21 protein-coding genes and 5 pseudogenes are annotated in these 23,949 nt (G+C 67.7%); 19 read left to right on the top strand and 7 right to left on the bottom strand.

Translation table 11 applies throughout. The features are described 5' to 3' along the window. Positions 1 to 219: 219 nt before the first annotated feature. Entirely contained in the window at positions 220 to 423 is a 204-nt protein-coding gene (locus FRANEAN1_RS42150) for a hypothetical protein (protein WP_198145505.1), read from the top strand. 31 nt (positions 424 to 454) lie between these two features. On the opposite strand, the gene FRANEAN1_RS37080 is transcribed toward FRANEAN1_RS42150, so the two are convergent. Next, positions 455 to 721, bottom strand: a complete 267-nt coding sequence (locus FRANEAN1_RS37080; RefSeq protein ID WP_020460463.1) for a hypothetical protein — start codon at positions 719 to 721, stop codon at positions 455 to 457. Between the two features lie 242 nt (positions 722 to 963). Here FRANEAN1_RS37080 and FRANEAN1_RS43340 point away from each other — a divergent pair. From FRANEAN1_RS43340 to FRANEAN1_RS38695, 3 genes and pseudogenes are all read left to right on the top strand, one after another. Further along, positions 964 to 1,266: pseudogene (locus FRANEAN1_RS43340) on the top strand (TetR/AcrR family transcriptional regulator); the annotation flags it as partial. Next, positions 1,250 to 1,759: a fumarylacetoacetate hydrolase family protein gene (locus FRANEAN1_RS14065; RefSeq protein WP_020460462.1), complete on the top strand. Its 510-nt coding sequence runs from the start codon at positions 1,250 to 1,252 to the stop codon at positions 1,757 to 1,759. The pseudogene FRANEAN1_RS43340 and the gene FRANEAN1_RS14065, both read left to right, overlap by 17 nt. Before the next feature lie 276 nt (positions 1,760 to 2,035). Further along, positions 2,036 to 2,551: a TetR family transcriptional regulator gene (locus FRANEAN1_RS38695; RefSeq protein ID WP_347177132.1), complete on the top strand. Its 516-nt coding sequence runs from the start codon at positions 2,036 to 2,038 to the stop codon at positions 2,549 to 2,551. A gap of 332 nt (positions 2,552 to 2,883) precedes the next feature. Here the strand turns inward: FRANEAN1_RS38695 and FRANEAN1_RS14060 are convergent, their stop codons facing one another. After that, positions 2,884 to 4,059, bottom strand: a complete 1,176-nt coding sequence (locus FRANEAN1_RS14060) for an IS630 family transposase (RefSeq protein ID WP_020460460.1) — start codon at positions 4,057 to 4,059, stop codon at positions 2,884 to 2,886. An 18-nt stretch (positions 4,060 to 4,077) separates the two neighbouring features. On the opposite strand from FRANEAN1_RS14060, the gene FRANEAN1_RS14055 reads away from it, so the two are divergent. After that, complete coding sequence (locus FRANEAN1_RS14055; protein WP_020460459.1) at positions 4,078 to 4,431, top strand: hypothetical protein; 354 nt, start codon at positions 4,078 to 4,080, stop codon at positions 4,429 to 4,431. Between the two features lie 133 nt (positions 4,432 to 4,564). On the opposite strand, the gene FRANEAN1_RS14050 is transcribed toward FRANEAN1_RS14055, so the two are convergent. After that, positions 4,565 to 5,281 (bottom strand): IclR family transcriptional regulator, encoded by a 717-nt coding sequence (locus FRANEAN1_RS14050; RefSeq protein WP_020460458.1) that lies wholly within the window; start codon positions 5,279 to 5,281, stop codon positions 4,565 to 4,567. 100 nt (positions 5,282 to 5,381) lie between these two features. On the opposite strand from FRANEAN1_RS14050, the gene FRANEAN1_RS14045 reads away from it, so the two are divergent. The 5 genes and pseudogenes from FRANEAN1_RS14045 to FRANEAN1_RS38690 all read left to right on the top strand — a co-directional run. Then, positions 5,382 to 6,248 carry a fumarylacetoacetate hydrolase family protein gene (locus FRANEAN1_RS14045; protein ID WP_020460457.1) on the top strand — a complete coding sequence of 289 codons (867 nt, stop codon included), beginning with the start codon at positions 5,382 to 5,384 and terminating at the stop codon, positions 6,246 to 6,248. Between the two features lie 93 nt (positions 6,249 to 6,341). Then, positions 6,342 to 7,316, top strand: a complete 975-nt coding sequence (locus tag FRANEAN1_RS14040) for an acetaldehyde dehydrogenase (acetylating) (RefSeq protein ID WP_020460456.1) — start codon at positions 6,342 to 6,344, stop codon at positions 7,314 to 7,316. Next, on the top strand, positions 7,316 to 8,449 hold the full coding sequence (gene dmpG, locus FRANEAN1_RS14035; RefSeq protein WP_020460455.1) for a 4-hydroxy-2-oxovalerate aldolase: 1,134 nt from the start codon (positions 7,316 to 7,318) through the stop codon (positions 8,447 to 8,449). Before FRANEAN1_RS14040 ends, dmpG begins: the two co-directional genes overlap by 1 nt. A gap of 200 nt (positions 8,450 to 8,649) precedes the next feature. Beyond that, positions 8,650 to 9,426, top strand: a pseudogene (locus tag FRANEAN1_RS40345) (IS256 family transposase); the annotation flags it as partial. Positions 9,427 to 9,475: 49 nt separating this feature from the next. Beyond that, positions 9,476 to 10,450 (top strand): annotated as a pseudogene (locus tag FRANEAN1_RS38690) (ISAzo13 family transposase); the annotation flags it as partial. 73 nt (positions 10,451 to 10,523) lie between these two features. On the opposite strand, the gene ltrA reads toward FRANEAN1_RS38690, so the two are convergent. After that, complete coding sequence (ltrA, locus tag FRANEAN1_RS14020; protein ID WP_347177008.1) at positions 10,524 to 11,810, bottom strand: group II intron reverse transcriptase/maturase; 1,287 nt, start codon at positions 11,808 to 11,810, stop codon at positions 10,524 to 10,526. A gap of 552 nt (positions 11,811 to 12,362) precedes the next feature. On the opposite strand from ltrA, the gene FRANEAN1_RS14015 reads away from it, so the two are divergent. Continuing rightward, positions 12,363 to 13,454, top strand: coding sequence for an IS630 family transposase (locus FRANEAN1_RS14015; protein ID WP_020460454.1), 1,092 nt, complete (start codon positions 12,363 to 12,365; stop codon positions 13,452 to 13,454). Positions 13,455 to 13,525: 71 nt separating this feature from the next. Here the strand turns inward: FRANEAN1_RS14015 and FRANEAN1_RS14010 are convergent, their stop codons facing one another. After that, positions 13,526 to 14,914: an IS701-like element ISFsp9 family transposase gene (locus FRANEAN1_RS14010; protein WP_020460324.1), complete on the bottom strand. Its 1,389-nt coding sequence runs from the start codon at positions 14,912 to 14,914 to the stop codon at positions 13,526 to 13,528. A gap of 217 nt (positions 14,915 to 15,131) precedes the next feature. Between FRANEAN1_RS14010 and FRANEAN1_RS14005 the strand changes: the two genes are divergently transcribed. The 5 genes and pseudogenes from FRANEAN1_RS14005 to FRANEAN1_RS13990 all read left to right on the top strand — a co-directional run bounded on the left by FRANEAN1_RS14005 (position 15,132) and on the right by FRANEAN1_RS13990 (position 19,378). After that, entirely contained in the window at positions 15,132 to 16,253 is a 1,122-nt protein-coding gene (locus FRANEAN1_RS14005) for a hypothetical protein (protein WP_347177228.1), read from the top strand. 7 nt (positions 16,254 to 16,260) lie between these two features. Next, a pseudogene (locus tag FRANEAN1_RS38685) lies at positions 16,261 to 16,729 on the top strand (transposase); the annotation flags it as partial. Between the two features lie 59 nt (positions 16,730 to 16,788). Continuing rightward, positions 16,789 to 17,445, top strand: a pseudogene (locus tag FRANEAN1_RS14000) (IS6 family transposase); the annotation flags it as partial. Positions 17,446 to 17,653: 208 nt separating this feature from the next. Next, entirely contained in the window at positions 17,654 to 18,538 is an 885-nt protein-coding gene (sigJ, locus tag FRANEAN1_RS13995; RefSeq protein ID WP_020460450.1) for an RNA polymerase sigma factor SigJ, read from the top strand. A 144-nt stretch (positions 18,539 to 18,682) separates the two neighbouring features. After that, positions 18,683 to 19,378: an NAD(P)H-binding protein gene (locus FRANEAN1_RS13990; RefSeq protein WP_020460449.1), complete on the top strand. Its 696-nt coding sequence runs from the start codon at positions 18,683 to 18,685 to the stop codon at positions 19,376 to 19,378. A gap of 136 nt (positions 19,379 to 19,514) precedes the next feature. On the opposite strand, the gene FRANEAN1_RS13985 is transcribed toward FRANEAN1_RS13990, so the two are convergent. Next, positions 19,515 to 19,940, bottom strand: a complete 426-nt coding sequence (locus FRANEAN1_RS13985) for a helix-turn-helix domain-containing protein (RefSeq protein ID WP_020460448.1) — start codon at positions 19,938 to 19,940, stop codon at positions 19,515 to 19,517. 12 nt (positions 19,941 to 19,952) lie between these two features. Here FRANEAN1_RS13985 and FRANEAN1_RS13980 point away from each other — a divergent pair, with 12 nt between their 5' ends. Then, positions 19,953 to 20,381 carry a hypothetical protein gene (locus tag FRANEAN1_RS13980; RefSeq protein WP_020460447.1) on the top strand — a complete coding sequence of 143 codons (429 nt, stop codon included), beginning with the start codon at positions 19,953 to 19,955 and terminating at the stop codon, positions 20,379 to 20,381. Between the two features lie 131 nt (positions 20,382 to 20,512). Here FRANEAN1_RS13980 and FRANEAN1_RS13975 read toward each other — a convergent pair whose 3' ends face one another. Then, entirely contained in the window at positions 20,513 to 21,901 is a 1,389-nt protein-coding gene (locus FRANEAN1_RS13975; RefSeq protein ID WP_020458361.1) for an IS1380-like element ISFsp14 family transposase, read from the bottom strand. A gap of 150 nt (positions 21,902 to 22,051) precedes the next feature. Between FRANEAN1_RS13975 and FRANEAN1_RS13970 the strand changes: the two genes are divergently transcribed. Next, positions 22,052 to 22,618, top strand: a complete 567-nt coding sequence (locus tag FRANEAN1_RS13970) for a nucleoside-diphosphate sugar epimerase (protein WP_020460446.1) — start codon at positions 22,052 to 22,054, stop codon at positions 22,616 to 22,618. 149 nt (positions 22,619 to 22,767) lie between these two features. Continuing rightward, complete coding sequence (locus FRANEAN1_RS37075; protein WP_020460445.1) at positions 22,768 to 23,946, top strand: MFS transporter; 1,179 nt, start codon at positions 22,768 to 22,770, stop codon at positions 23,944 to 23,946. Positions 23,947 to 23,949 lie beyond the last annotated feature (3 nt).

Here is a 23,949-nt window from a genome sequence, read left to right as displayed (position 1 = left end):
CAGGAAGGCCGGCCAGGCGAAGGGAAAGGTGAGTCACGTGCTCGCAGCAACAGTCACGGGTGCCTGAAGGCGGTTTCCAGCATCCGACTGCAACCCGGGCTCACAGTTCCTGCTGACCCAGTCGCCTGCCGGGCGCGTCATCCAGGCGGATTCGCTGGTTGTCAACGTCCATCATCCAGGGCAGAGGATCCTGGCGGGCAGGTGCCCGGGAGTACCCTCGTGAGCCTGAGGGCCGGTGCCGTACTGCGCAAGAGATATCCAGTGCGCGTTGCCGGAGCCGACGGCCTGTTCATCCAGTGGGAGATCGATGGTGACGGGGTCAGCCTCATAACGATGTTCGAACTACACGCTCAGGCTCTCCTCGGCACAGCGACCAGGATGATCGACCGAACCGGACGGCCCGACCGCCCCACAGCGTGCTGATCGGCCTGACTGCAGCATGACGATTCCGACTTCACGCATGAGCCTCGGCCTCGGCGGTCAAGGCGCTGCTGGCACTCTCTGCGCTGCATTGGACCGCGCCCACGACGGTCGCCACGCGGTCGGGATCCATTCCCAACGCGACCAGAGCAGCCACGGCAGCACGCTCGGCGGCGTTCGGCTCAGCCCAAGACCTGTCGTTCACCGACTGTAGCAGCGCCATCCCCATCCCCTCCAACGCCGTGGCGAGCACCCGCGCCGGCAGGCGGGCGGTGAAGACCTCCGCACGGTCCCAGTTCAATCAACGTCGCGGAGCGAGCCCGCGCACCCGCGAGAATGTCGCGGATGCCCCTTGCAGGCAGTATCCGTTCGGCAAGCACGATCAACAGCCGCCACCGGTCCCCGATCTCCCACTCACTCAACAGCAAGCGGGCAAGCGCATAGTCCGGTGGGTCGCTCTCCACCATGCTGCGTTCGACCGTGCACGGTCAGGGATGCCGCAGATCGGAGCCGGTGGCGAAAAAGGCTCATTGCTGTGCGGCGGAGACGGGCACGCCGCTGGAGCGGGTCACCGCGCTGGCGGTCGGCGTGGCTAAGTCGCTCCTCGATGCCCCAGACTTCCTGCGTCTGGGCCTCATGCTCGCCCTGGAGCGGCGCCCGCAGGAACCGCGGGGCCGGGCGGTGTTCCTGCAGGCCCGTGACATCGCATCACAAAAGGTGGCCGAGGTGGCGAGGACCCTGATGCCGGAGCTAGACGAGGACTCGGTGCGGACTCTCGCCATCTACGCGATGGCCGGAACCGACGGCCTGTTTGTCCAGCGGGAGATCAGTGGCGACGGAGTCGACCGGTTTTTGTCAGCCGCGCATCGAGCCGGAGATCTGCTTCCGATTGGCCCGGCCGCTACGCGGCCCCGATGTCACCATCGCGGACGTGCTGAGTGCAACCGAGGCCGTCGCGCCCGCGCTGGAGATCGTCGACAGTCGGATCCGCGACTGGAAGATCACATTGGTCGACAGGGTCGCCGACAACGCCAGCGCCGCCGGGCTGGTCTACGAGGCCTGGACATCTCTGGACAATGTTCTTGATCTTGCTGCTGTCACCGTCGACCTGATCGTCGATGGAGACCGCGTAGTGACAGGCAGCGGACGGGAGGTCCTTGGCCATCCCGCCGCCGCAGTCGCCTGGCTGGCCAACAGCCTCGCCACCTTCGGTACCGCACTGGAATCCGGGCACCTGGTACTGCCCGGCGCCATGACCACCGCCCCCTTCATCAGCGCTGGCCAGAAGACCGAAGCGAGCTTCAGCGCCCTAGGCTCGGTCTCGGTGACTCTGATCTAACGGGGCGCTATGTCCGCAATCTGTTGCCTTCTCAGGGCCGCTCGAACCCCGCCCGTCTCGGACTGAAGTCATCGACGACGGATATACAGCGGGTACTTTCTCTGATCGCGGAGATGCGCCCGCGATCACGGGATCAATGCCCCATCCTGTAGTCTTCAGAGATAGATCCTCAAGCAGTGGATGGAACCTATGAACCCTGTGAGACGGGAAGCTGGTGCCCGCCAGTACCGACAGGTGCGTCGCGCAGCGGCCGCAGACGCCGTCACCGGACGAATCATGGCCGCCGGACTTGCGTTATTCATCGAACGACCGTTTGACCAGATCACGTTGGCTGCCGTCGCCGCACGAGCTGACGTCGGGCTCCAGACCGTCATCCGCAGGATGGGAACGAAAGACGGTCTTATTCGAGCTGTGAGCGCGTGGCTCTTCCCGACTATATCGGCCGACAGGAGCATGCCGGCAAGAATCGACCCGAGCGAGTTCACCGAAAGTATGGCGCAAAACTACGAACGCTGGGGCGAGGTAATCAGGCGCGCACTGCACCAACAGGACGCCTTTCCCGCTTTTGCCGAGGCAGTCGAAGCTGGCCGACGAGCCCACCGCGCAATGATAGAAGCAGGCTTCGCGGCCCACCTCGATGTTCTCGACCCCGACAGTCGCAGTGATTGCCTGGGCCGGCTCGCCGCCGTATGCAGTCTCGAGCTCTGGCTCCTTCTACGGAATGATCAGGGTCTGTCCATCGCAGCGCCCCGCGCTGCAGTCGCAGATCTGATCTCAGCTTGCCTGCGCTGAGATAGGTCGCAAGATTCGCAACGCCCGCCATCGTTTGTAAATAAGGGTATCGGCCTGTCGATTCTCCCCTTCTTTCATTAGCGCGGGACGCATTCATTATATAGAGGCCCTGCTTACCGGATTGAGAAGAGGCCCCTAGCATTCATGGCATGCGGCGACCGCCAGTGTCGACCGCCTGGGACTGACGCGAGCATCTCAGACCGCCGCCTTTCGTATCATGCCTGATCTAAACCAACTGCCCGGGCCCCCGCCACTGCGGGCTGCGAAAAGCGCCCTTCCCAGGATGCGGTGGGCGTCGACTCTAGTGGTCGCGACCGTTAATTCGTCGGGGTTCATGCGGCCTGCGGATGTGGCGCGTGCCGGTCGTGGTTTCTGATGCGGGCTAGGAGCTGGTTGAGGTCGGTGCGGCTGAACTTCCAGTCGAAGGGTCTGGCGGCGGCGTTGTAGTGCTTCTCGAAGGCGAGGATCTGGGTGGCGAGCTCGTCCAGGCCCTCGAAGTCGTCGGGGGTGAGCAGCTTGCGTTGGAGGACGGAGAAGTAGACCTCGACCTGGTTCAGCCAGGAGGCGTGCACGGGTAGATGGACCATCTGCGCGTTGGGGTAGGCGCTGCTCAGGCGGTCGGCGGCGGCCCAGTTGCGGTGCGAGGCTCCGTTGTCCACGACCCAGAAAACGCGCCTGGCTGAGGCGTACGGCTCAGCGCTCATGACCTGGTCCACGAGCGCGGTGAACGGCTTTATCCCGGTGGACGGCTCGCACCGGCCCATCACCCTCGCGTGGTGGACATCGTAGGCGGCCAGGTAGGCCAGGGTGCCGTACCGGTGGTATTCACTCTCGGCCCGCATCGCCCGGCCGGGGCCAGGCGGGAGCGGCAGGTGCAGACGCATCCGAGCCTGGACGCCGGGTTTCTCGTCGGCGCTGAGGACGTACTCGTCCGGGCCGAGTGGCTGTCCTTCCCACTCCCGCTGGTAGAGATCCAGCACGCGCCCGGCCTTCACGGCGAACTGCGGGTCGCGGGGAAAGATCCACGACCGGTGCTGCCAGGGCTTCAGGACATCATCGGCGAGCCAGCGCCGCACGGTAGACGCCGACGGCGCGGGAATGATGCCACTGGCTGCCGCATGGCGGGCCAGCTCAGGACAGGTCCAGCGGGCCAACGGCGCCCCGCTCGCGGCGGGCATCTCGCACGCCAGGGCCTTGACCCCGGCCACCACACGGGCGGGGAACACACGCGGCCTGCCAGGACGCGGCGCGTCAGCCAGGCCATCTATGCCCTGCTCGCAGTACCGGCGCCGCCACTTGCGGACGGTGTCCTCGCAGATGCCCAGCCGCTGCGCGATCCTGCAGTTCGCTAACCCGTCCGCGGCCAGCAGCACGACCCGCGCCCGCACCACCAGCCGGAACGGCGCCGTGGCCCGGCGCGACAAGGACTCCAGCTCGGCGCGCTGCGCGTCGTCAAGGCAGATGACATAGGGACTGGACGGCACGCGCTCCATGATCCAGCCGGGCATGTCAGGCACGATGGCCCTATGGTCAAGCCACCGGAGTCGACCAAGACCTCGCTGCGCCAGCGCCTTATCGGCAGGGCAGCCGAGAGGTGGCCCCAGCTCGCCGGCCTCACCATCCGCTGGCACGGCGAGTTCGCCTATGTCGCCGGCCAGCTCCCCGGGGGCACCACACTGCCCCTGATGCGGCTGCGCTACGCCGGATCCGCCACCACCTGGGGCTTCGCCATCTACCGCGCCAGCCACGACGACTACGAAACGTCCGTCCTGCCCAACGGCCACCCCGCCGGCACCCCGCAAGAAGCCCTCGACTGCGCCTGCGGCCTCTACCTCGGCGACACCACCGCCTGGCTCAACCCGCCACCCCCGACGAATTAACGGTCGCGACCACTAGCTCCCGCCGGCCACCACCGAAGGTGCCAGCATCGCCACTGGCGCACTGGCCCGGTTCCGGGTCTCGGGTCCCCGCAAAGGGGGTGACGGGCGAGCTCGCAGCGGCAGCGCAGGGCGCTCAGGGGGCCAGCGCCCGGGCGACGCCGAAGCTGGCGGCGCGCAGCGCGGGGGCCAGCCGGGACGGACGAAACCGCGCGACGGGCACCGAGACCGAGAGTGCCGCGACCGCCAAGCCGTCGACCAGCACCGGAACAGCGACGCAGCTCAGGCCGGGCATGGACTCCTGCTGCTCGTAGGCGATCCCGGCGATCTGCACCTGCTCGATCTCGATCCGCAGCCGCTCCGGGTCGCGCAGGGAGTTGGGGGTGAGTACCCGCAGCGGCCGGGAGAGCACCTCGGCCAGCAGCTCCTCACCGCCGAACGCCAGCAGGGCCTTGCCGACTCCGGTGCAGGTCAGCGGCAGCGCACCGCCGACCTGTGAGGGCATCTCGCGGCGGTCCCGGCCGTGGATCTTCTCCACGTAGACGGCGTCGAGGCCGTCGCGCGCGGCCAGGTGCACGGTCTCCCGGGTGGCTTCGAAGAGGTCCTGCATGAAGGGGCGGGCGGCGTCCCGCAGATCCCGGCGCGGCGGGACGATCGCGCCGAGCTCGAAGAGCTTGGGGCCGAGCCGATAGCCGACGGCGACCCGTTCGAGCAGACCGATCTCGACCAGCTCCGCGCTGAGCCGGTGCACGGTCGTCTTCGTCAGCCCCGAGCGCTCAACGAGTTCCGCCAGACGGAACGGGCCGCCACTCGGACGGAAGGCCTCCAGGATCCACATGGCCTTCTGCAACATGCCACCGTCAGCGCTGTTCCGTGTCACGGAATCCAGTGTTGCCGACGATCACAACGGACGTCTATACCGGAGACACCGCACCGACGCGTGAGGAGAACCGATGACCGGCTCGAACGGCACCATCGCCGCCGCGGCTGCCACCGCCGCCACACGGGGCGACACCGCCCCGAAGAGCGCCGACAGCGTGGGCAGCGCCGTGCAGCGGGTCGCGGCGCTCCTCGCCGAGGCCGAGCGCACCGGGCAGCCGTGTCCTCCGGTGCGCTCGCTGCTGCCCGCCGGCGACATCGCCACCGCCTACGCCGTCGCGCAGCACAACGTGGACGCCGCGCTGGCCGCCGGCCGTCGCCTGGTCGGCCGCAAGATCGGGCTCACCTCGCCCGCGGTGCAGCGCCAGCTCGGCGTGGACCAGCCCGACTTCGGTGCGCTGCTGACCGACATGGCGGTACCGGACGGCGGGGAGGTGCCGCACGGGCGGTTGCTGCAGCCGAAGATCGAGGCCGAGGTCGCCCTCGTCCTGGGCCGCGACCTGCCCGCCGGGCCGTACACCGTCGCCGACCTCATCGGTGCCTGCGACTACGCGCTGCCCGCGCTGGAGATCGTCGACAGCCGGATCGCCGGCTGGGACATCACCATCGTCGACACCGTCGCGGACAACGCGTCCAGCGGTCTGTTCGTCCTGGGTGGCCGGCCGGTCCGGCTCACCGACGTCGACCTGCGCGAGGTCACGATGACCCTGCGCGCAGGGGACGAGGAGGTGTCGCGGGGCCGTGGGGCCGACTGTCTCGGCGGGCCGCTGAACGCCGCGGTCTGGCTCGCGAGCACCCTGCACACGATGGGCATCCCGCTGCGGGCCGGCGACATCGTGCTCACCGGTGCCCTGGGCCCGATGGTTCCCGTCACCCCCGGGTCTGCCTTCGAGACCACGATCAGCGGCCTCGGCTCCGTCCGGGTCTCCTTCGCGGCCTGACCGCGGTACGCGACGTCCGGAGCCATCTGACCGATCAACCCGGGTGTGGGCCGTGTCCGCGCGCCCGCTCCCCTTCCCACCGGAAGGACTGCCTTGGCCACCGCCACCAGCGGAACCGGAAAGACGAAGGTCGCCGTCATCGGCTCGGGGAATATCGGCACCGACCTGATGATCAAGATCCTCCGGACCTCCGAGGTTCTGGAAATCGCCGCGATGGTCGGCATCGACGCCGAATCCGACGGGCTGGCCCGCGCCCGCCGGCTCAAGGTCGCGACCACCCATGAGGGCATCGACGGGTTGCTGCGGATGCCGGAGTTCGACGACATCGAGATCGTCTTCGACGCCACGTCCGCCGGCGCGCACGCCCGCAACGACGAGCTGCTGCGTGCCCGCGGCCGCCGGGTCATCGATCTGACCCCGGCCGCGATCGGGCCGTACGTGGTGCCGCCGGTCAACCTGGACGCCCACCTGGACGCCCCCAACATCAACATGGTGACCTGCGGCGGGCAGGCGACGATCCCGATCGTCGCGGCCGTCAACGCCGTCACCCCGGTGGCCTACGCCGAGATCGTCGCGTCCATCGCGTCGAAGTCGGCAGGGCCGGGCACCCGGGCGAACATCGACGAGTTCACTGAGACCACGGCCAGCGCCATCGAGAAGGTCGGCGGTGCCGCCCGCGGCAAGGCCATCATCGTGCTGAACCCGGCCGAGCCGCCGCTGGTCATGCGCGACACCGTGTACTGCCTGATCGGCGCCTCCGACCAGGCCACCCAGGACGCCGTCGTCGCCTCGGTGACCCGGATGGTCGACCGGGTGCGCGAGTACGTCCCGGGCTACAGGCTCAAGCAGCAGGTGCAGATCGAGGAGGCGTCGGCGGACGATCCACTGCGCCAGCTCGCGCCGGACGGGTCCGAACCCGCCAAGGTCACGGTGTTCCTGGAGGTCACCGGTGCCGCGCACTACCTGCCCGCCTATGCCGGCAACCTCGACATCATGACCTCGGCCGCGCTGCGTGCCGGGGAGCGCCTGGCACAGACCCTCACCCAGCGGGAAGGAGCGACCGCCTGATGACCAGCCTATCCGCGGGGACGTCCACCGCCCCGGACACGTCGCCCGACCGCCCGGCCGAGCCGTTCGTCCCTGATCTGTACGTTCAGGACGTCACCCTGCGCGATGGCATGCACGCCGTTCGCCATCGCTACAGCGTCGAAACCGCGCGGACGATCGCCACCGCGCTGGACGCCTCCGGTGTCCGCGCGATCGAGGTGGCGCACGGCGACGGGCTCGCCGGATCGAGCATCAACTACGGCATCGGCGCGCACACCGACTGGGAGTGGATCGAGGCGGTCACGGCCAGCGTCACCAACGCGATCCCGACCTCCCTGCTGCTACCCGGGATCGGCACCGTGCGCGACCTGCGCCAGGCGCACGCGCTGGGCATCCGGTCGGTGCGGGTGGCGACCCACTGCACCGAGGCCGACATCTCCGCCCAGCACATCAGCGCCGCCCGCGACCTGGGCATGGACGTCGCCGGCTTCCTGATGATGAGCCACATGGCCGCCCCCGCCGAACTGGCGCGGCAGGCCAGGCTGATGGAGTCCTACGGGGCGCACTGTGTCTACGTCACCGACTCCGGCGGCCGGCTCACCATGGACGACGTGCGGGACCGCTTCCGCGCCTACTCCGACGTGCTCGACCCGGCGACCGAGACCGGCATCCACGCCCACCACAACCTGGGGCTGGGGGTGGCGAACACCGTCGTCGCCGTCGAGAACGGCGCCACCCGGGTGGACGCCTCGCTCGCCGGCCAGGGCGCCGGCGCCGGCAACTGCCCGCTGGAGGCGTTCATCGCGGTCGCCGACCTGATGGGCTGGAAGCACGGCTGCGAACTGTTCGGCCTGATGGACACCGCCGACGACGTGGTCCGTCCGTTGCAGGACCGACCGGTGCGGGTCGACCGGGAGACACTCACCCTCGGCTACGCCGGGGTGTACTCCTCCTTCCTGCGCCACGCCGAGGCCGCCGCCACCCGCTACGGCCTGGACACCCGCACGATCCTCGCCGAGGTCGGCCGGCGCGGGATGGTCGGCGGCCAGGAAGACATGATCGTCGACGTGGCCCTCGACCTGGTCGCCCGCGCAACAGGTCGTGGCATTGTTGCATCGGCGGAGTCCGGCATCACGGCTCCTGATCAGTCATGATCGAGTGATGGGTCGACGTCGTGCCTGTCCACCGGTTCCGGTGTCGGAGTTCGCGGGGTTCCGGTTCCAGTGGAGTCCACTGACGTGGCGTACGGATCGTGATCGTCGAGCGACTCGCCGGAGTGGCGGTCCGTGACGTAGAGCGACCACCGCGTGATCCTTTTCGAGAAACGTGCGAAGCAACTCGATGAGGAGACGCGATGGCCGCGCGCCAGACTGTGACGGATGTGGACTCGTTCAGCAAGGAGCTGATGACGGCGAGTCCGGATCTGTTGGGCTCGATGGTGAAGGCGTTCGCGGAGGCGTTGATGGGCGCCGAGGTGGACGGGATCTGCAACGCGGAATATGGGGAGATTTCCCCCGAGCGGGTGAACCGGCGGAACGGGTATCGGGCGCGGGAGTGGGACACCCGTGCCGGGACGATCGAGCTGGCGGTGCCGAAGCTGCGGCAGGGATCGTATTTTCCGGAATGGCTGCTGACCCGGCGCCGGCGTGCCGAGCAGGCACTGATCTCGGTGGTCGCCACCTCCTATCTGCTGGGGGTGTCGACCAGGCGGGTCGACAAACTCGTTGAACAACTCGGGGTAGCGCATATCTCGAAATCGCAGGTATCGGTACTGGCGAAGCATCTCGACACCCAGGTCGAGGCGTTCCGGTCCCGGCCGTTGGACGCCGGCCCCTACCGGTTCGTCCAGGCGGACGCGTTGACGATGAAGGTCCGTGAGGACGGCCGTGTGATCAACGTGCACTGCCTGCTTGCCGTGGGGGTCAACGGTGACGGGCACCGGGAGATCCTCGGCCTCGACGTTGTGAGCAGCGAGGACGGTGCCGGCTGGCTGGCGTTCTTCCGCGGCCTGGTCGCCCGAGGCCTGTCCGGGGTGCGGCTGGTGACCTCCGATGCCCACCGGGGACTGGTCAACGCGATCGGCTCCACACTGCCCGGTGCGTCGTGGCAGAGATGTCGGACTCATTGGGCCTGTGCAGGAACAACCTGGTGGTTCGACCTGTCTGGTTCGATGTCGTGCTATGGCGATCATGGGGGATGTTCTGGACCAGCTGTCTCGTCGGTTCGCGGTGGTGCTGCCGCACCTCGACGAGCGGCAGCGGCGACTGGTGCTGGCAACCGAAGCCCGGCTGCTGGGGCATGGCGGTATCCGCGCGGTGGCCCGAGTCGCCGGTGTCAGCGAGACCACGGTCCGCGTCGGCGTGTTCGAACTCGAAGCGGGCGGGGAACCCCTGCCCGATCGACGAGTCCGCCGGCCAGGTGGGGGCCGTAAACGCATCGAGGACACCGACCCGGCCGTGGTGACAGCGCTCCTCGCACTCGTCGAGCCGGACGAGCGAGGTGATCCGACCTCACCGCTGCGGTGGACCACGAAGTCGCTACGACACCTCGCCGAACAGCTCACCCGCCAAGGGCACCCGGTATCGCCGTCGACAGTCCGCCGGCTCTTGCAGGCGGCTGGTTTCAGCCTGCAGGCGAACTCCAAAACCCTGGAAGGAAAGCAGCACCCCGACCGGGACGCCCAGTTCCGCTACCTGAACAACCAGGTCATGGAACATCAGAAAGTCGGCGAGCCGGTCATCAGCGTGGACGCGAAAAAGAAGGAGATGCTCGGCCAGCTCCCGAACCCGGGCCGTGAATGGCGACCGAAAGGCGACCCTGTCCAGGTCGAGGATCACAGCTTCTTCACCGGCCCGCAGGGCGACACCGCCATCCCCTACGGCGTCTACGACCTGACCACCGACGCCGGCTGGGTCAACGTCGGGGTCGACCACGACACCTCAGCGTTCGCGGTGGCCTCGATCCGCCGCTGGTGGCAGGCCCGCGGCCAGGCCGACTACCCCCAGGCCACCCGGCTGCTGGTCACCGCGGACGCGGGCGGGTCGAATAGCTACCGCTTTCGAGCTTGGAAAGCCGAACTCGCCGCGCTCGCCGCCGACACCGGCCTGACGATCACCGTGTGTCATTTTCCGCCCGGCACGTCGAAATGGAGTCGCGGTAGGGACCGCCCTTGCGGGCGGCCCCCCGCACAGATCCCAGCGTGCGGGACTACCGCACTGGGCTCCTGCCTCAGGTTCTGGCTGCGAAGCGTCTCTCCGGGAAGGGATGCATCACTCGGACTGGGGGTAGCCATCGAGCCGCGATCCGCCCCATCCGTTGCCAGTTCATCCGGTCACGTTGGCTGCGGCGCCGCAGCGCCTTGCACCAGTGCCGTGTCACCTGGGTACGGAAGGCCGACATCGTGTCGGTGTTGCCGGGCACGGCGTAGTAGGCCATATGCCCACGTAGCACGCTCGCCAACCAGCGTCCCTGATCCGGGATGGGCGTATGCCGGCGACGCTTCAGCTGCTCATTGACCGCCTTCAGCTTCGCCCGCATGCGTTTCGCGATCGTGATGCGCTTGAGCCAGAACGTCCCCCTCCGGGATGTCGCACAGATGTGCGTGAACCCCAGAAAGTCGAACGTCTCCGGCTTGCCCAGACCCCGCCGCTTCCGATCCCGGGCGGCGTACCGCCCGAACTCGATCAGCCGCGTCTTATCCGGGTGCAGTTCCAACCCGAACTTCGCGAACCGTTCGCGCAGCTCGTCCAGGAACCGCCGCGCATCCTCCTCGTATTCGAACCCGACGATGAAGTCGTCGGCCCAGCGCACGACAATGACATCTCCGCGCGCGTGGCGACGCCGCCACCAGTCGACCCACAGGTCGAGGACATAGTGCAAGTAGACGTTCGCCAGCAGCGGGGACACTGACGCCCCTTGTGGCGAACCTTCCTCACACGCTGTCCACTCCCCATCCTCGACGACCCCCGCGGCCAACCACTTGTCGATCAGCCGCAGGACCCGCTTGTCCGCGATCCGGTGCTCCAGAAACCTCCGCAGCCAGGAATGATCAATCTGGCCGAAAAAGTCGCGGATGTCCGCGTCGAGCACCCAGTTCACCCGCTTCCTCCAGATCCCGACCGCGAGGGCGTCCAACGCGTCATGCGGACCCCGCCCCGGCCGGAACCCATACGAGAAGCCCCGGAAGTCCACCTCGTAGACGGCGCCCAGCACCTCGACAACCGCCCGCTGAACAATCTTGTCCTCCAGCGAGGCGATCCCGAGCGGCCGAAGCCGCCCGTCCGCCTTCGGTATGTACGCCCGCCTCGACGGTGTCGCCCGGTAACATCCCGACTGCACCCGCACGTGCAGATCCTGCAGATTGGCCTCCAGGTCCTGCCCGTAGTCGGTCCACGTCACCCCGTCCACCCCAGCAGCCGCTTTCGGGCTGATCGCCCGATACGCCTCCCGGAGCCGACCCAGCGTGACATGGTGCAGCAGCGCGGTGAACCGCGCGTTCCTGTCCCGTCGTGCCACTTCACGCACACGGCCCAGCGCACTGGACGCATCAGTTCCGGCGCTGTGTCCGGGATGCGTTTTACTGTCCGTGTTCCCCTTGGCTCGTCCCCTTCCCTCCCCCACCTCCGCAGCTGTGGCCTTGTTCGGCGGGTTCGCAGGTACTACAAGACGATCCGACTTCCCACGCTCGTGCATCTCAGGCGTACCACCTTATGTTCCCTGAACGGCCCACCCGGTGATCGGCCGGGCGGGCGAGCGTGGGATCTCCCGGTTCTCGCGCATGGAGGTTCCGTACATGCCCTGGTTCTTTGACCGCGCAGGGTCCACCGACGACTCGCGATAGCGCCGCCAGTAGTGTGGCCTTCCGCCTCTTGTACAGCGTGGGCACCCCGGATGCTTCATTTCGCGGCTCCATAGCCCGGCCTGCACGTGCCCCTGTCAACGCTTCGCCACGCCCTCGCGGGACGTCGACGCATGACTCGGGGTCGCCGTGGGTCGCTAGTGCGGCGTAAACAAATGCTCGTTCCAGTGACACTGTTAGGCTAGAAAAAGTGTGGGTAAATTGGACACATGATCCTAACTGATAATCAACGCAATATTCTCGAGTCCTTGGCTGGAGGTGGTGGGTACGACAGGTCTGCGGCTGCCCGCGCCCGTATGGTGCTATGGCGGGACGAAGGATTCTCAGTGCGGGAAATAGCCGAGAAGGCGGGCGCGTCGAAGCCTACCGTGCGACTGTGGCTGTCGCGCTATGACGAGGAGGGGCCGGACGGCTTGCTGAGCCGGGTGTCCCCGGGGCGGCCACGGGAGGTCCCGGGGCGGGTACGGGCGCGGATCCTGGCGTTGACCAGGACCACTCCTCCACCGGAGACCGGACTGAGCCACTGGACGAGCACCGAGATGGCGCGGTACCTGAAGCGCCGCGAAGGAGTGTCGGTCTCGCACACCTTCGTGGCCCAGCTGTGGCGGGAGAACAATCTCCAGCCGCACCGGCACCGAGTCTTCAAGCTCTCGGCGGACCCGGATTTCGAGGCCAAGGTGGAGGACGTCGTCGGCCTCTACCTTGATCCCCCCGAGGGCGCCGAGGTCCTGTCGATCGACGAAAAGCCTGGGGTGCAGGCACGCGACCGGACGCAGCCACCGCGGCCGGTCGCCTCCGGCCGGGTCGCCACCCGCACGCACGACTACCAGCGGAAGGGCACGACCGACCTGTTCGCCGCCCTCGACGTCGGGACGGGGCGGGTCACCGCCAGGTGCTTCCCCAGCCACACCAGGGCCGATTTCCTCACGTTCATGGACCAGGTCATCGCGGAATACGGCGGTGCGGAGCTCCATGTCGTGGTCGACAATCTGGCCACCCACTACGGCCCCGACGTCGACACATGGCTACGCAGACACAAGAACGTCACGTTCCATTTCACCCCGTCCGGCAGTTCATGGCTCAACCAGGTCGAGAACTGGTTCGGTATTCTCACCCGGAACGCACTCCAGCGCGGGGCGTTCGTCTCGGTCCAGGACCTCGTCAACACCATCAACAACTATGTCAAGAACTGGAACTGGGACGCCCATCCGTTCGAGTGGACAGCCACCGCAGAAGAGATCGTAGCCAAGGTGGAGGTACTCCACCGGGAATTCAGGAAGCTGCTCGCCAACAACTTGTGACGACATTTAGTTATGTATCATCGGAAAGAATTTTGGTTTACAATCTACTAGTACTACAGCCCCAGTGATCTCTATGTAGCTGCCGCCGGTGTGGCGGTTACTTGAGCGGCGCGGATCCGGGTCTGGAAGTGGTAATGGCGGGCGCGTGCCTGGTGGCTGCGACGCCAGTCCGACCACCAGGTGATCACGGCCGATGGGATGGCGGCCTGTCCAAAAAGGGCAATGACGTGACGGATCTCGTTGAGGGTGAGTGGGGCCATCATGGCTCTATCCGGTTCCGGCTGCTCGGCGATCGGGAGGCCGCCGGGAAGGCGCTGGTATCCCACCGCGGTCGTCGCTGGTGGGACGGCCGGTGGGTTTTGTTCGCGGTTTCTCAGCGCGGTGACAGCGAGCCAGGCGTGGGCGAGCATCGCCAGGGTGATGTGCCGGTACCAGGCGCGGTAGAGCCGAACCTGGTAATGGTCGAGACCGACCTCGTTCTTGGCTGACTGGAAACATTCCTCGATTCCCCAGCGCCGGCCTGCGACGGTGACGAGGGTAGCGAGCGGAACCGGCCGCGGACTGTGGGTGAGAAAGAACGCAAGCTCCCTTTTGCCGGTGCGTGCGCGGCGGATCAGGACCTGCTGAGGCCGATTCGCCGGGCCGGCGAGGTCGGTCGTGTCCACCAGCGCCCAGTCATACAACCGGGGTCCTTTCGAGCCATCGGCGCAGGAATATGTCTCCCAGGCACGCGCGGGGACCTTCGCGGCGAGGGTGTCCACACGGCGGCGACCGACGGTCGTGGTCACCTCGGTGTCCTTCTTGACAGCCAGAACATAGCCGACCCGGTGTTCTTCCAGCCAGTCGCGTAGTTCGGGGTCGCCGCCGTACACCTCATCGCCGGCGACCCAGCCCAACTGCCGGTGGGTCACCCAGAACCGGCGGATCATGTCCAGTGCCAGCAGCGGCTTGGTCGCGAACCCCACCCTGGCCGGCACACCCGCCGCCTTGCACCGCGCCCGGTCGTCGGTCCAACTCGCGGGAAGGTACAGCTCCCGGTCGACGAAAGCCCGTCCCTTCCCGGAAACATAGGCGGCGAACACCCCGATCTGACAGTTCTCAATCCGGCCCGCGGTACCGCTATACTGCCGCTGCACCCCGGCCGAGGACTTTCCCTTCTTGATAAACCCGGTCTCGTCCACAACCAGGACCCCATCCGGCTCGGTCAGGTTCTCCACCACATACGACTGGACGACGTCACGCATCGCGTGGGCGTCCCAGGCATACTCGTTCAACAACCGCTGCATCTTCTGCGGCCCGGCCTCACGGGTGAACTCCGCAAGCGTCCACCCGTTCTTCCGTTCCGTCCGAGACAACAACCCTGCCACATAGGCCCGTGCCTGCGCACGCGGCTGATCAGACCGGAAACAGTCCGCCACCCGGCCGAACAGCTCCTCCAGCCCCGCCTCCCACACCGCCACGTTCATCCCGGATACGCTACGTGCCGCGGCCACCGCGGCTTCTTCTTTTGTTCTCACAGACTACGGAGAATCACGCGGTGGCCGCCCCACGCCACACGCCACGCCGTATCCGCGACGAGAGACCACACGGCGACCACTGGGGCTGTAGTACTAGCCCTTCGACGCAGAGCTCTTCCATCTCCTCCTCCATGCCGGTTTATCCCGGCGCTTTCACAAAATCGAACATCGATTGTTCTCCCAGATCACCATGAACTGGCGAGGCAGGCCACTGACCAGCCACGAAGTCGTCGTGAACACCATCGCGGCGACCCGAACCCGCAGCGGACTACGTGTCGAAGCGCACCTGGACACCAGGGACTATCCGATCGGCGTCGCCGTCAGCAAAGCCCGCATCGATGCCCTACCGACCGAACACCACACGATGCACAGAACATGGAACTACACAATCCACCCCACACACACCGACGGTACGGCCCCACCCGCCGTTAACGCCGCGACCGGTTCAGACCGGGCAGCGACCCTGACGCTGCTGGCCCACCCGCGCCTGACCGGCATGAGCATCACCGAGTTGGACGCACTCGCAGAACAGCTGGCGCCGGAACAGGCGGCCCGCCGGGAGCAGCGCCGCTACCAGGGACGCGGCGGACCACGTCGCCACGCCCCCGGCGCCCACGGCAGAACCCTGCTCTCGCCCCGCGACCGGGTCCTGATCACCGTCGTTCACCTGCGCCAGGTCTGCTCTCAACGGCTCCTGGCGGACATGCTGGAAGTCGCAGCGCGGACGATCGGTCAGGCGGTCACCGACGTCCGGCATCTCCTGCACGAGCAGAACATCACGATCACGCCGACAACCCTGCGGTTCACCTGCGCCGAGCAGGTCACTGCCTACGCGCGCACCGGACAGTACGACGACGGCCGCCCATCGCTGCCCTGGACGCTGTCCGACCCCGCGCTGACCGGCATGAGCCGCGCCGACCTCGCCGCACTCATCGACCAGGTATCGGTCCGCCAAGCAGCCGCCGTGGAACGACGCCGCCACCAGCAACGCGGCCGCCAGCGCCTCCCCGGAACCCGCGGCGGTGTCTTCCCGCAGAAGATCACCAGCGGGGAACGTGTCCTGGCCGCGATCCTTCACCACCGCAAAGTCGCCACCGGCCGAGTCCTGGCCGAGCTGTTCGGCGTCAGTCACCGCACCATCGGCACCGCCTTCCTCGAAGTCCGCCCCATCCTCGAAGAAGACGACATCCACCTGCCACGAGCACCCGTCAAGTACCGCTCCGCCGAACAGCTCCTCGCGTCTGTCCTGCCGGCAGACGAGGCCGCCACGCCGACGGGTTAATTCTGCACAGGCCCATTACCTGCGGGACTTGCTCACGATGACACCAAAATCATCGCAGCCGTGGGTCGCCACGCTCGTGAGAACTGTCTTCGACCAGGCCGACGCCAATGAGGTCGGCGGGCAGTTCGACCGGGTCACCGAAGCCCTCTCCGAGAAACTCCCGAAGGCCGCCGACCATCTCTCCGGCGCAAAAGCCGACCTACTCGCGTTCACGACCTACCCGCGGGAGGTCTGGCGGCAGATCCCCGCAGGAACGACTGAACAAGGAAATCCGCCGCCGTACCGACGTCGTCGGTATCTTCCCCGACCGTGACGCCATCATACGTCTCGTCGGCGCGGTCCTCGCGGAACAACACGACGAGTGGATCGAGACCCACCGCTACTTCGGCCTCGAAATCCTCGCGAAAGTCGACGCCACGAACAAGAAATCCGACACACCTGAGATCGGCGTGACACCCGAAGCTCTGACCGCATAACCTTCAACCAGGATCACGCGGCATCACGCTCCGTACACCACCACCCTGGGCATGACCTCCGGTTCCCACCGGAAGTGATCGTCCTCGCTGTCCGCTGGTACCTGCGGTTCGCGCTGTCGTACCGGGACGTCGAGGAGCTCCTCGCCGAACGCGGCCTCGAGGTTGATCACGTCACGGTGTACCGGTGGGTGCAGCGCTTCACGCCCCTGCTGGTCGAGGCGGCCCGGCCGTGTCGTCACCGGCCTGGGGATAGGTGGTTCGTCGACGAGACCTACGTCAAGGTCTCCGGCCGGTGGACGTACCTGTACCGGGCGGTCGACCAGCATGGCCAGGTCATCGACGTCCTGGCCAGCGAACGACGCGACCAGGCCGCCGCTCGGCGCTTCTTCATTCGGGCGCTGACGCAGGGGCGACGGCCGGTCGAGGTCACGACCGACAAGGCGTCGGTCTACCCGCGGATCCTCGACGAGCTGCTCCCCGATGCCTGCCACGTCGACGCCGCTCGGGAGAACAATCGTGTTGAAGCCGACCACGGCCGGTTGAAAGCGTGGCTGCGGCCGATGCGTGGGCTGAAACGCCTGCGGTCCGTCCAGACCGTCAGCGCCGGACACGCTCTGATCCAGAACATCCGCCGCGGCCACTACGAACTCGGGACCGACAGCAGTCCGCACCTGCGGCTGGAAGCCGCGTTCACCGAACTCGCCGCAGCCGTCTGATCAGCAGGCGCTCCGGTCGCTGGCATGCCCAGCCTCCCGGCCATGCAACAGCGCCACGCCGTGAGCTGCGCAGTTCGCCGGCGGTCGCGCGGCCGGCGGCGCGCCATCCGGTCGTCCGGCGCCAGCGGTGTGGCCCCGGATCTGTCACATCCGCGCGGCACCATGCGTCTACTCGGCAGGGTCCAGCGGCAACGGAGGTCTCACGGCGATGACGCACCAGGACTGGGTGACCGAGCAGTTCGAGGTGCAGCGGCGGCACCTGTTCGCGGTCGCGTACCGGATGCTGGGCTCCCGGGCCGATGCCGAGGACGCTGTCCAGGAGGCGTGGCTGCGGCTCAACCGCGGCACGCCGGACACGATCGCCGACCTGCGGAGCTGGCTCACGACGGTCGTCGGCCGGATCTGTCTGGACATGCTGCGCTCCCGCCGGTCCCGCCGGGAGAGTAACCAGGGCACCTGGCTGCCCGAGCCGCTGGTCGTCGCCGATCCCGAGGACGGGCCCGACCGGCAGGCCGAGCTCACCGACGCCGTCGGGCTGGCGCTGCTTGTTGTGCTGGAGACACTCACGCCCGCCGAACGACTGGCGTTCGTCCTGCACGACATCTTCGCCGTACCGTTCGAGGAGATCGGGTCGATCCTCGACCGGACGCCCACCGCCGCCCGCCAGCTCGCCAGCCGGGCGCGCCGCCGGGTCCGCGGCGCCCCGACCACACCAGACACCGATCTCGCCCGGCAACGCGAGGTCGTGGCGGCGTTCCTGGCAGCCGCTCGCGGCGGCGACTTCGACGCCCTGCTCGAGATACTCCACCCCGACGTGATGTTCCGCATCGACATCGGTTCGCGTCCCACGCCGACGCCGATATCCGGTCTTGTCGGCGGTCGTGCCGCCGTCGCCCGGCACGCCGCCACGATGGGACCGCGTTTCGCGCGGATGTGTCAGCCGGCGCTGGTCAACGGAGCGGCCGGAATCATCGCTCGGGGGCAGGGCGGCCTTGTCGCGGTCGCCGGCATCACCGTCGTCGACGCCACCATCGTCGAGATCGATCTGATCCTCGACCCGGCGAAACTCGATGCCATCGAGCTCGGTGAATAGCGCGAACCGTCACTGATGATCTTGATGGGCGGTCGCGGTCACATCCGCCCATCGGCACGACCTGCGGATGATCTCTGAACACAGAATGAATCGATGTGATCCGCGCGGGCGGGCATACATGTCCGGATCAGGAGGAGCGAAACAATGAGAATCGCCATTTTCGGAGCCAACGGGCCTACTGGTCGGCTGCTGACCGAGCAGGCGCTGACCACCGGTCACGACGTCGCCGCGGTGACGCGACGACCTGCGGAATTCCCGATTACGCACCCTCGACTCGACATCGTGGAGGCCGACGTACACGATCAGCCGGCCGTCGACCGAGCTGTCGAGGGAACCAGCGCGGTGCTGTCCACACTCGGCGTTCCGTTCGCCCGCAAGCCAATCGACGTCTACAGCGTCGGAATCCACAACATCGCCACCGCCATGGCTCGGCACGGGGTCAAGCGAGTGGTCGTCGTGAGCTCCAGCGCCACCGAACCGCACCATCACGCTGAGGGCGGATTCTTGATGAACCGGATCCTCCAGCCGATGATCACGGCCACGATCGGCAAGACGACCTACGTCGACATGCGCCGCATGGAAGAGTTCGTGCGCGCCAGCGATCTGGACTGGACGATCATGCGGCCCTCGGGTCTGTTCGACGGACCCGCCGTGACGAACTACGAACTCCACGAGGACCAGGCACCCGGCATCTTCACCAGCCGCGCGGACCTTGCCGCCAGCGTGCTCGAACAGGCAATCGACGTCCGGTTCATCCGTAGGATCGTCGCCGTGACCACCTTCGACGGCGCCCCGACTCTGTTCCAGATGTTGCGCAAGGAGGCATTCAAACGAGGCTGACGTGTCGGCGCCGCTTTCTCTGCGTGGCCTGTCTCTGCCACGGTGAGATCGCCCATTAGATGAAGTAGGAAGTCTGAGAGAACCATGACCACCACGGACACGTGTCCGAGTATCGGGAAACCCCGCTGGCACTGCTTCAGCCGATTGTGGAGTTGTCTCCTTGCTGCGCGTCCCAGGCTAGCCGGGCCGCGGCGATGGCGTCCCCATGTGCCCGGGACCAGTCCACGAGCGCGAGCACCGCGTTGATGAGGCTCTCGCCGACGGGCGTGAGTCGGTAGTCGACCTGGGCAGGGACGGTCGCGTGGACCGTCCGGTGAACGATCCCGTCTCTGCAGAGCCGGCGAGTGGTCAGCGTCAGCATGCGCTGGGAGATCCCGGGGATCGCCCGCTGGAGCTCGCGGAACCTTCGGACACCCTTGGACAGTTCCACCACGACGAGAACCGTCCATTTGTCGCCGATCCGGTCCAGTACGTCACGGACGCCGCAGTCGTCGTCGCCGCAGGGGCCGAGCGTGGCCTGATCGCCGCCGGACCTGGTTACCGCCATGTTCGTGACCGACATTCAAGTGCCTCCTTGTGGACGCTGATCATTTCAGTCTACGGTCGGCTGGTTACCGAACAGAACCAGTGGGAGGCACTGATGATCCTGGTGACGGGAACCTCGGGCGTGCTCGGCGGCCTTGTCCTTGAAAGGTTGCGAGCTGACAGCGGGAGTGAGGACGAGAAAGCGAAAGCAGGGGTCGTCGCCGGAACACGTACTCCCGGCGACGACGACCGGCACATCGACTTCGACAATCCCGACACGCTTGCCGACGGATTCGCCGGCGTCGACGTCCTCGTGTTCGTCTCGGCGGGCTCCGCCGAGGACGACGTGGTGCTTGCGCGCCACGGTGCGGTGGTCGCGGCGGCCTCCGAGGCGCGGGTGCGTCACGTGATCTACACTAGCCCAGATCTTTCGCGCCTTGGCCAGGTGCGATCGCGGGCTGGCCTCCCACTCTGTTGATGTTGAGTTTTGCCGCTCGGTCCGGGTGTGACCGTGGCGGAGTGCCCCGGCTGTCGCGCGGGGTGGGCGCCCGGTCCACGTCCGGGTGGGGTTCCTTCTGGTCGGTGGGGTGGGAGGTCTGTGGTCGCGGGCTATCCGGGGGCGGGCAGTGCGCGCAGTGTGGTGATCGCCTGGAGGGCGAGGGGGGCCCAGGGGTGGTGCGGGGGCAGGTGCAGGGTGCTGCGGCGGGCGTGGTGGGCGAGCCGGCCTGCGAGCCAGAACAGGCGGTGGCGTAGCCGTTTCGGTTCCCAGCGTCGCGCGGGCTGGCCGGCGAGGGCGAGCATCTGGGTCCAGGCGATCAGATCGAGAGCGAGTGCGACAAGGGCGCACCAGATCTGGTTCTGGGTGAAGTCGTGCAGCGGCAGGTTGGTCAGACCGGTGTCCTTGGCGGTTCGGATACGGTCCTCGCAGCGGGCCCGGCGGCGGTGGCGTAGTTCGAGGTCGGCGAGCTGCCCGCGGGCGGCGTTGGTCGCGAACGCGGTGATCCGGTTGCCGTCGACGTCGGTGACACGCAGCTGCGCGCCGGGGTGCGGGCGTTCCTTGCGGACGAGGACACGCATGCCCGGTGGCCAGCCGGTCAGGTCCATCAGCCCGGACAGTTCGGCGACGAACGCGCCGGGCCGGGGCTGGCGGTCGGCGTCGTAGGCCGGTGTCCACGCCTTCGCGGGGATCTCGCCGATCAGCTGGGCGGCGTTGTCGGGCAGGGTGAACCCGACCGAGTAGGCCAGCCTGCGCTGGTGCGCCCAGGCGAGGAAGGCGTGGGTCCCACCGGCGGAGTCGGCGCGGATCAGTACCTTGCGGGAGCGGCGTAGCCGGGCCGGGAGCTGGGCGAGGGCGCCGGTGGCGACGGTGATGTGGTCGGCGGCGGTGTTCGACCCGGCGTTACCGGGGCGCAGCAGGACCGTCGCGGGTTCCCCGGTGCCGGCCTGGCCGTGGTCGATGAACGCCCACAACGGGTGGAACCCGAAGCCGCGTTTGAATGTCGGCGCCGCGTCTTGTTTCTCGGAATGGGCGGTGACCAGTGTCGCGTCGAGATCCACGATCAGCGGGTCGTGCACCGACACCGTGTGGTCGGGGGCGTGTTCCCCGGCCGCCGCCCATACCTGGCCCCGCGCTGCCGCGCGGGCCCGGTCGAGTGCCGTCAGGACCTTCTCGGCGTCGCCGGCGAGCCGGTCGATCGTGCGTGACACCGTCGGGTCCGAGGCCACCAGCCCGAACAACTCCGGCTCCGCGCGTAGCTGGGCGATGTCGGCCAGGCAGTCCCCGCCCAACGCCAGCGCCACGGCCAGATCGGTCAGTACCTTCGCCGGGTCATGGGTCGCCAGCGGTGACCGCCACGGCGCGAGCGCGTCGGACAGCAACCGACCCAGCCCGCTGACGCGGACCGTCTCGGTCAGCAGCACGCTGCCCGCCGCCGACACGACACCCCGCCCGGCGGCGTCGATGCGGACAGAGGGGTAAACACCGGTACTCTGCACCATGAAGGTGCTCCTTGGATTGGAACGGATCAGGTCCTAGACAAGCCCGATCCTCCCAGTTCAGGAGCACTTTCCTATTTCCGACACCCCAACAGACGATCATCGCCGTGAAAGCCGGAGGCTAGTCTGGTCGGCTCCGGTGAGCGGCTGACGATGGCCCTTGCGCACCGCTGGACCGAGGCGCGGCTCGCGGAGGCGCCGTTCGGGGTCACGATCCTGCGAAACGGGCTGTACTCGCAACTCGCGGCAGGCATGGCACTGACGGCGGCGAAGGACGCGCTGCAGACCGGCGTGCTCGCTCTACCGTGGGGCGACGGCCGGCTGGCGACCGTCGCCCGTGAGGACCTCGCCGAGGTCGCGGCCCGGGTCGCCGCAGAGTCGGACGCGGACCTACGGGCCGGTCACCGCGGCCGCCACGCCGGCCGGACATATGAACTCGAAGGCCTGACCGCACTGTCCGGCGACGATCTGGCAGCGCTGCTGGCCGAGGTGTCAGGTCGACCCGTCCGTTACGAGTCAGCTCCGCTCTGGGCCGTTCGTTCCGGTCTTGAAGCAGCTGGCCTGCCCGCGCTCCAGATCACGCACGCGATCTCGACACTCGCCAACATCGGCGCGGGGTTCCTCGGCCTCCACCCCTCCGACCTGCCGCATCTCCTCCCCGCCGCGCCGCGCCAAGGAGCCGACACGGTCCGTGCGCTGGTGCGCGCAGAACTGGGCTGACAGCACCGTGCGGGCTCGATTGCGCGGCGACGTGGCCACACCCGTGCCGCCTGCGCCGCTTACCGTCCTCGGCACCGCATCCGGCCGTGCGGGGCGCACTTGTAAGTGCGTACTTCCTGGTGGGCTGTATCTCTCCGACAGTTAGTCCCATGGAACTGGAGCAGTCGGCCAATCCCGGTTTGCGGGGAGTGCTCCTGCTGGGCCTGACGGGGCTGACGGTCATCGGCCAGCTGTACGTGTCGCTGCCGTTGACACCGATGGTGTCATACGCCTTTCCCGAGGCACGTGACACCGGGCTGCTGGGTGCGGCGTTCGGCGGTGCCTACGCCGCCGGTTTCCTGTTGCTGCCGCCCCTGATCGGCGATGTTCCGCTGCGACGGACCCTGGTGACGGCACTGGCCGTGCTGGCACCACTGACGCTGCTGGCCGCGGCCGCGCCGACGTGGCCCTGGCTGGTGGCTGCGCGCGTCGGGCAGGGCCTTGCCGCATCGGCCTTCACTCCTGCGGTTCTTTCGTTCCTGGCGGGGCACACGCCGCCGCGTCAGCGGGTGCGGGCGGCGGGGATCGTCGGTGCCTGCTATCTGCTGTCGGTCGTTGCTGCTCAACTCGCAGGTGAGTTCGGTGGCCATGTCCTGGGCTGGCGGGGTTTCTTCACAACGACCTCCGCGCTGTATGGCCTGGGTGCGCTCGCGGTGAAGGTCAGGCTGCCGAGGTCAGGTTGTGAATCCTCGCCTCAGACTGCCTCTCACCCAGCCCAGGTGGGTCCGACCGGGTATGGGCCGTTGCTGCGGCAAGCGGCCCAGTCGGACATGCGAGTTCTGCTGGCGATCAGCGCGACGGCGCTGTTCGGGTTGGTCAGCCTGTATGCCGCCCTCGCTCGCGTGCACACCGGCACGCTGTTGCTCTGGCGGCTTGCCGCCGCGCCCGCACTGCTGCTGGCGTGGCCGGCCAGTCGCCTAGCCGGCCGCTACGGCGCCCGCGAGATGGTTCAGGTGGGACTGGCCGTCTGCGCTGGCGGCGAAGCCACCGTCACCATCGGCGCAGTCACGCACGCACCGTCGGCCGGGCTGCTGATCGGAATCGAGATCACGGCAGTAGGCGTTTCCATCATCATCCCTGCGCTGATCGAATGCGTCCGCGTTGCCGACACGACCGGGGCGGGGCCACCGCTGTATCTGTTCGCCCTGTTCACCGGCGCGACCATCGCACCTTGGCTGGCCCTGCCGACGCCCGTCTTGGGTATCGCGCTGGCCGCGACCCATGTCCTGGGCGGGACTGTCCTCCTGCTCACCCGCGCCCGCTTCGGCGCATCAGCCCTTTCCCGTTAAGGA

Origin of the sequence: Parafrankia sp. EAN1pec (assembly GCF_000018005.1) — a bacterium.
Lineage (GTDB): Bacteria > Actinomycetota > Actinomycetes > Frankiales > Frankiaceae > Parafrankia > Parafrankia soli.
Note: the sequence above shows the minus strand (reverse complement) of the source record. Positions and strands in the feature narration are given on the sequence as shown.

Bases quoted from the DNA above. Each gene is read 5' to 3' on its own strand.
- FRANEAN1_RS13990 (WP_020460449.1), top strand. From the start codon at position 18,683: ATGAGAATCGCCATTTTCGGAGCCAACGGGCCTACTGGTCGGCTGCTG.
- sigJ (WP_020460450.1), top strand. From the start codon at position 17,654: ATGACGCACCAGGACTGGGTGACCGAGCAGTTCGAGGTGCAGCGGCGG.
- dmpG (WP_020460455.1), top strand. From the start codon at position 7,316: ATGACCAGCCTATCCGCGGGGACGTCCACCGCCCCGGACACGTCGCCC.
- FRANEAN1_RS38695 (WP_347177132.1), top strand. From the start codon at position 2,036: ATGGCCGCCGGACTTGCGTTATTCATCGAACGACCGTTTGACCAGATC.
- FRANEAN1_RS14055 (WP_020460459.1), top strand. From the start codon at position 4,078: ATGGTCAAGCCACCGGAGTCGACCAAGACCTCGCTGCGCCAGCGCCTT.
- FRANEAN1_RS14050 (WP_020460458.1), bottom strand. From the start codon at position 5,281: ATGTTGCAGAAGGCCATGTGGATCCTGGAGGCCTTCCGTCCGAGTGGC.
- FRANEAN1_RS14060 (WP_020460460.1), bottom strand. From the start codon at position 4,059: ATGCCCGGCTGGATCATGGAGCGCGTGCCGTCCAGTCCCTATGTCATC.
- FRANEAN1_RS13985 (WP_020460448.1), bottom strand. From the start codon at position 19,940: ATGTCGGTCACGAACATGGCGGTAACCAGGTCCGGCGGCGATCAGGCC.
- FRANEAN1_RS13970 (WP_020460446.1), top strand. From the start codon at position 22,052: ATGGCCCTTGCGCACCGCTGGACCGAGGCGCGGCTCGCGGAGGCGCCG.
- FRANEAN1_RS14045 (WP_020460457.1), top strand. From the start codon at position 5,382: ATGACCGGCTCGAACGGCACCATCGCCGCCGCGGCTGCCACCGCCGCC.
- FRANEAN1_RS13975 (WP_020458361.1), bottom strand. From the start codon at position 21,901: ATGGTGCAGAGTACCGGTGTTTACCCCTCTGTCCGCATCGACGCCGCC.
- FRANEAN1_RS14015 (WP_020460454.1), top strand. From the start codon at position 12,363: ATGATCCTAACTGATAATCAACGCAATATTCTCGAGTCCTTGGCTGGA.
- FRANEAN1_RS37075 (WP_020460445.1), top strand. From the start codon at position 22,768: ATGGAACTGGAGCAGTCGGCCAATCCCGGTTTGCGGGGAGTGCTCCTG.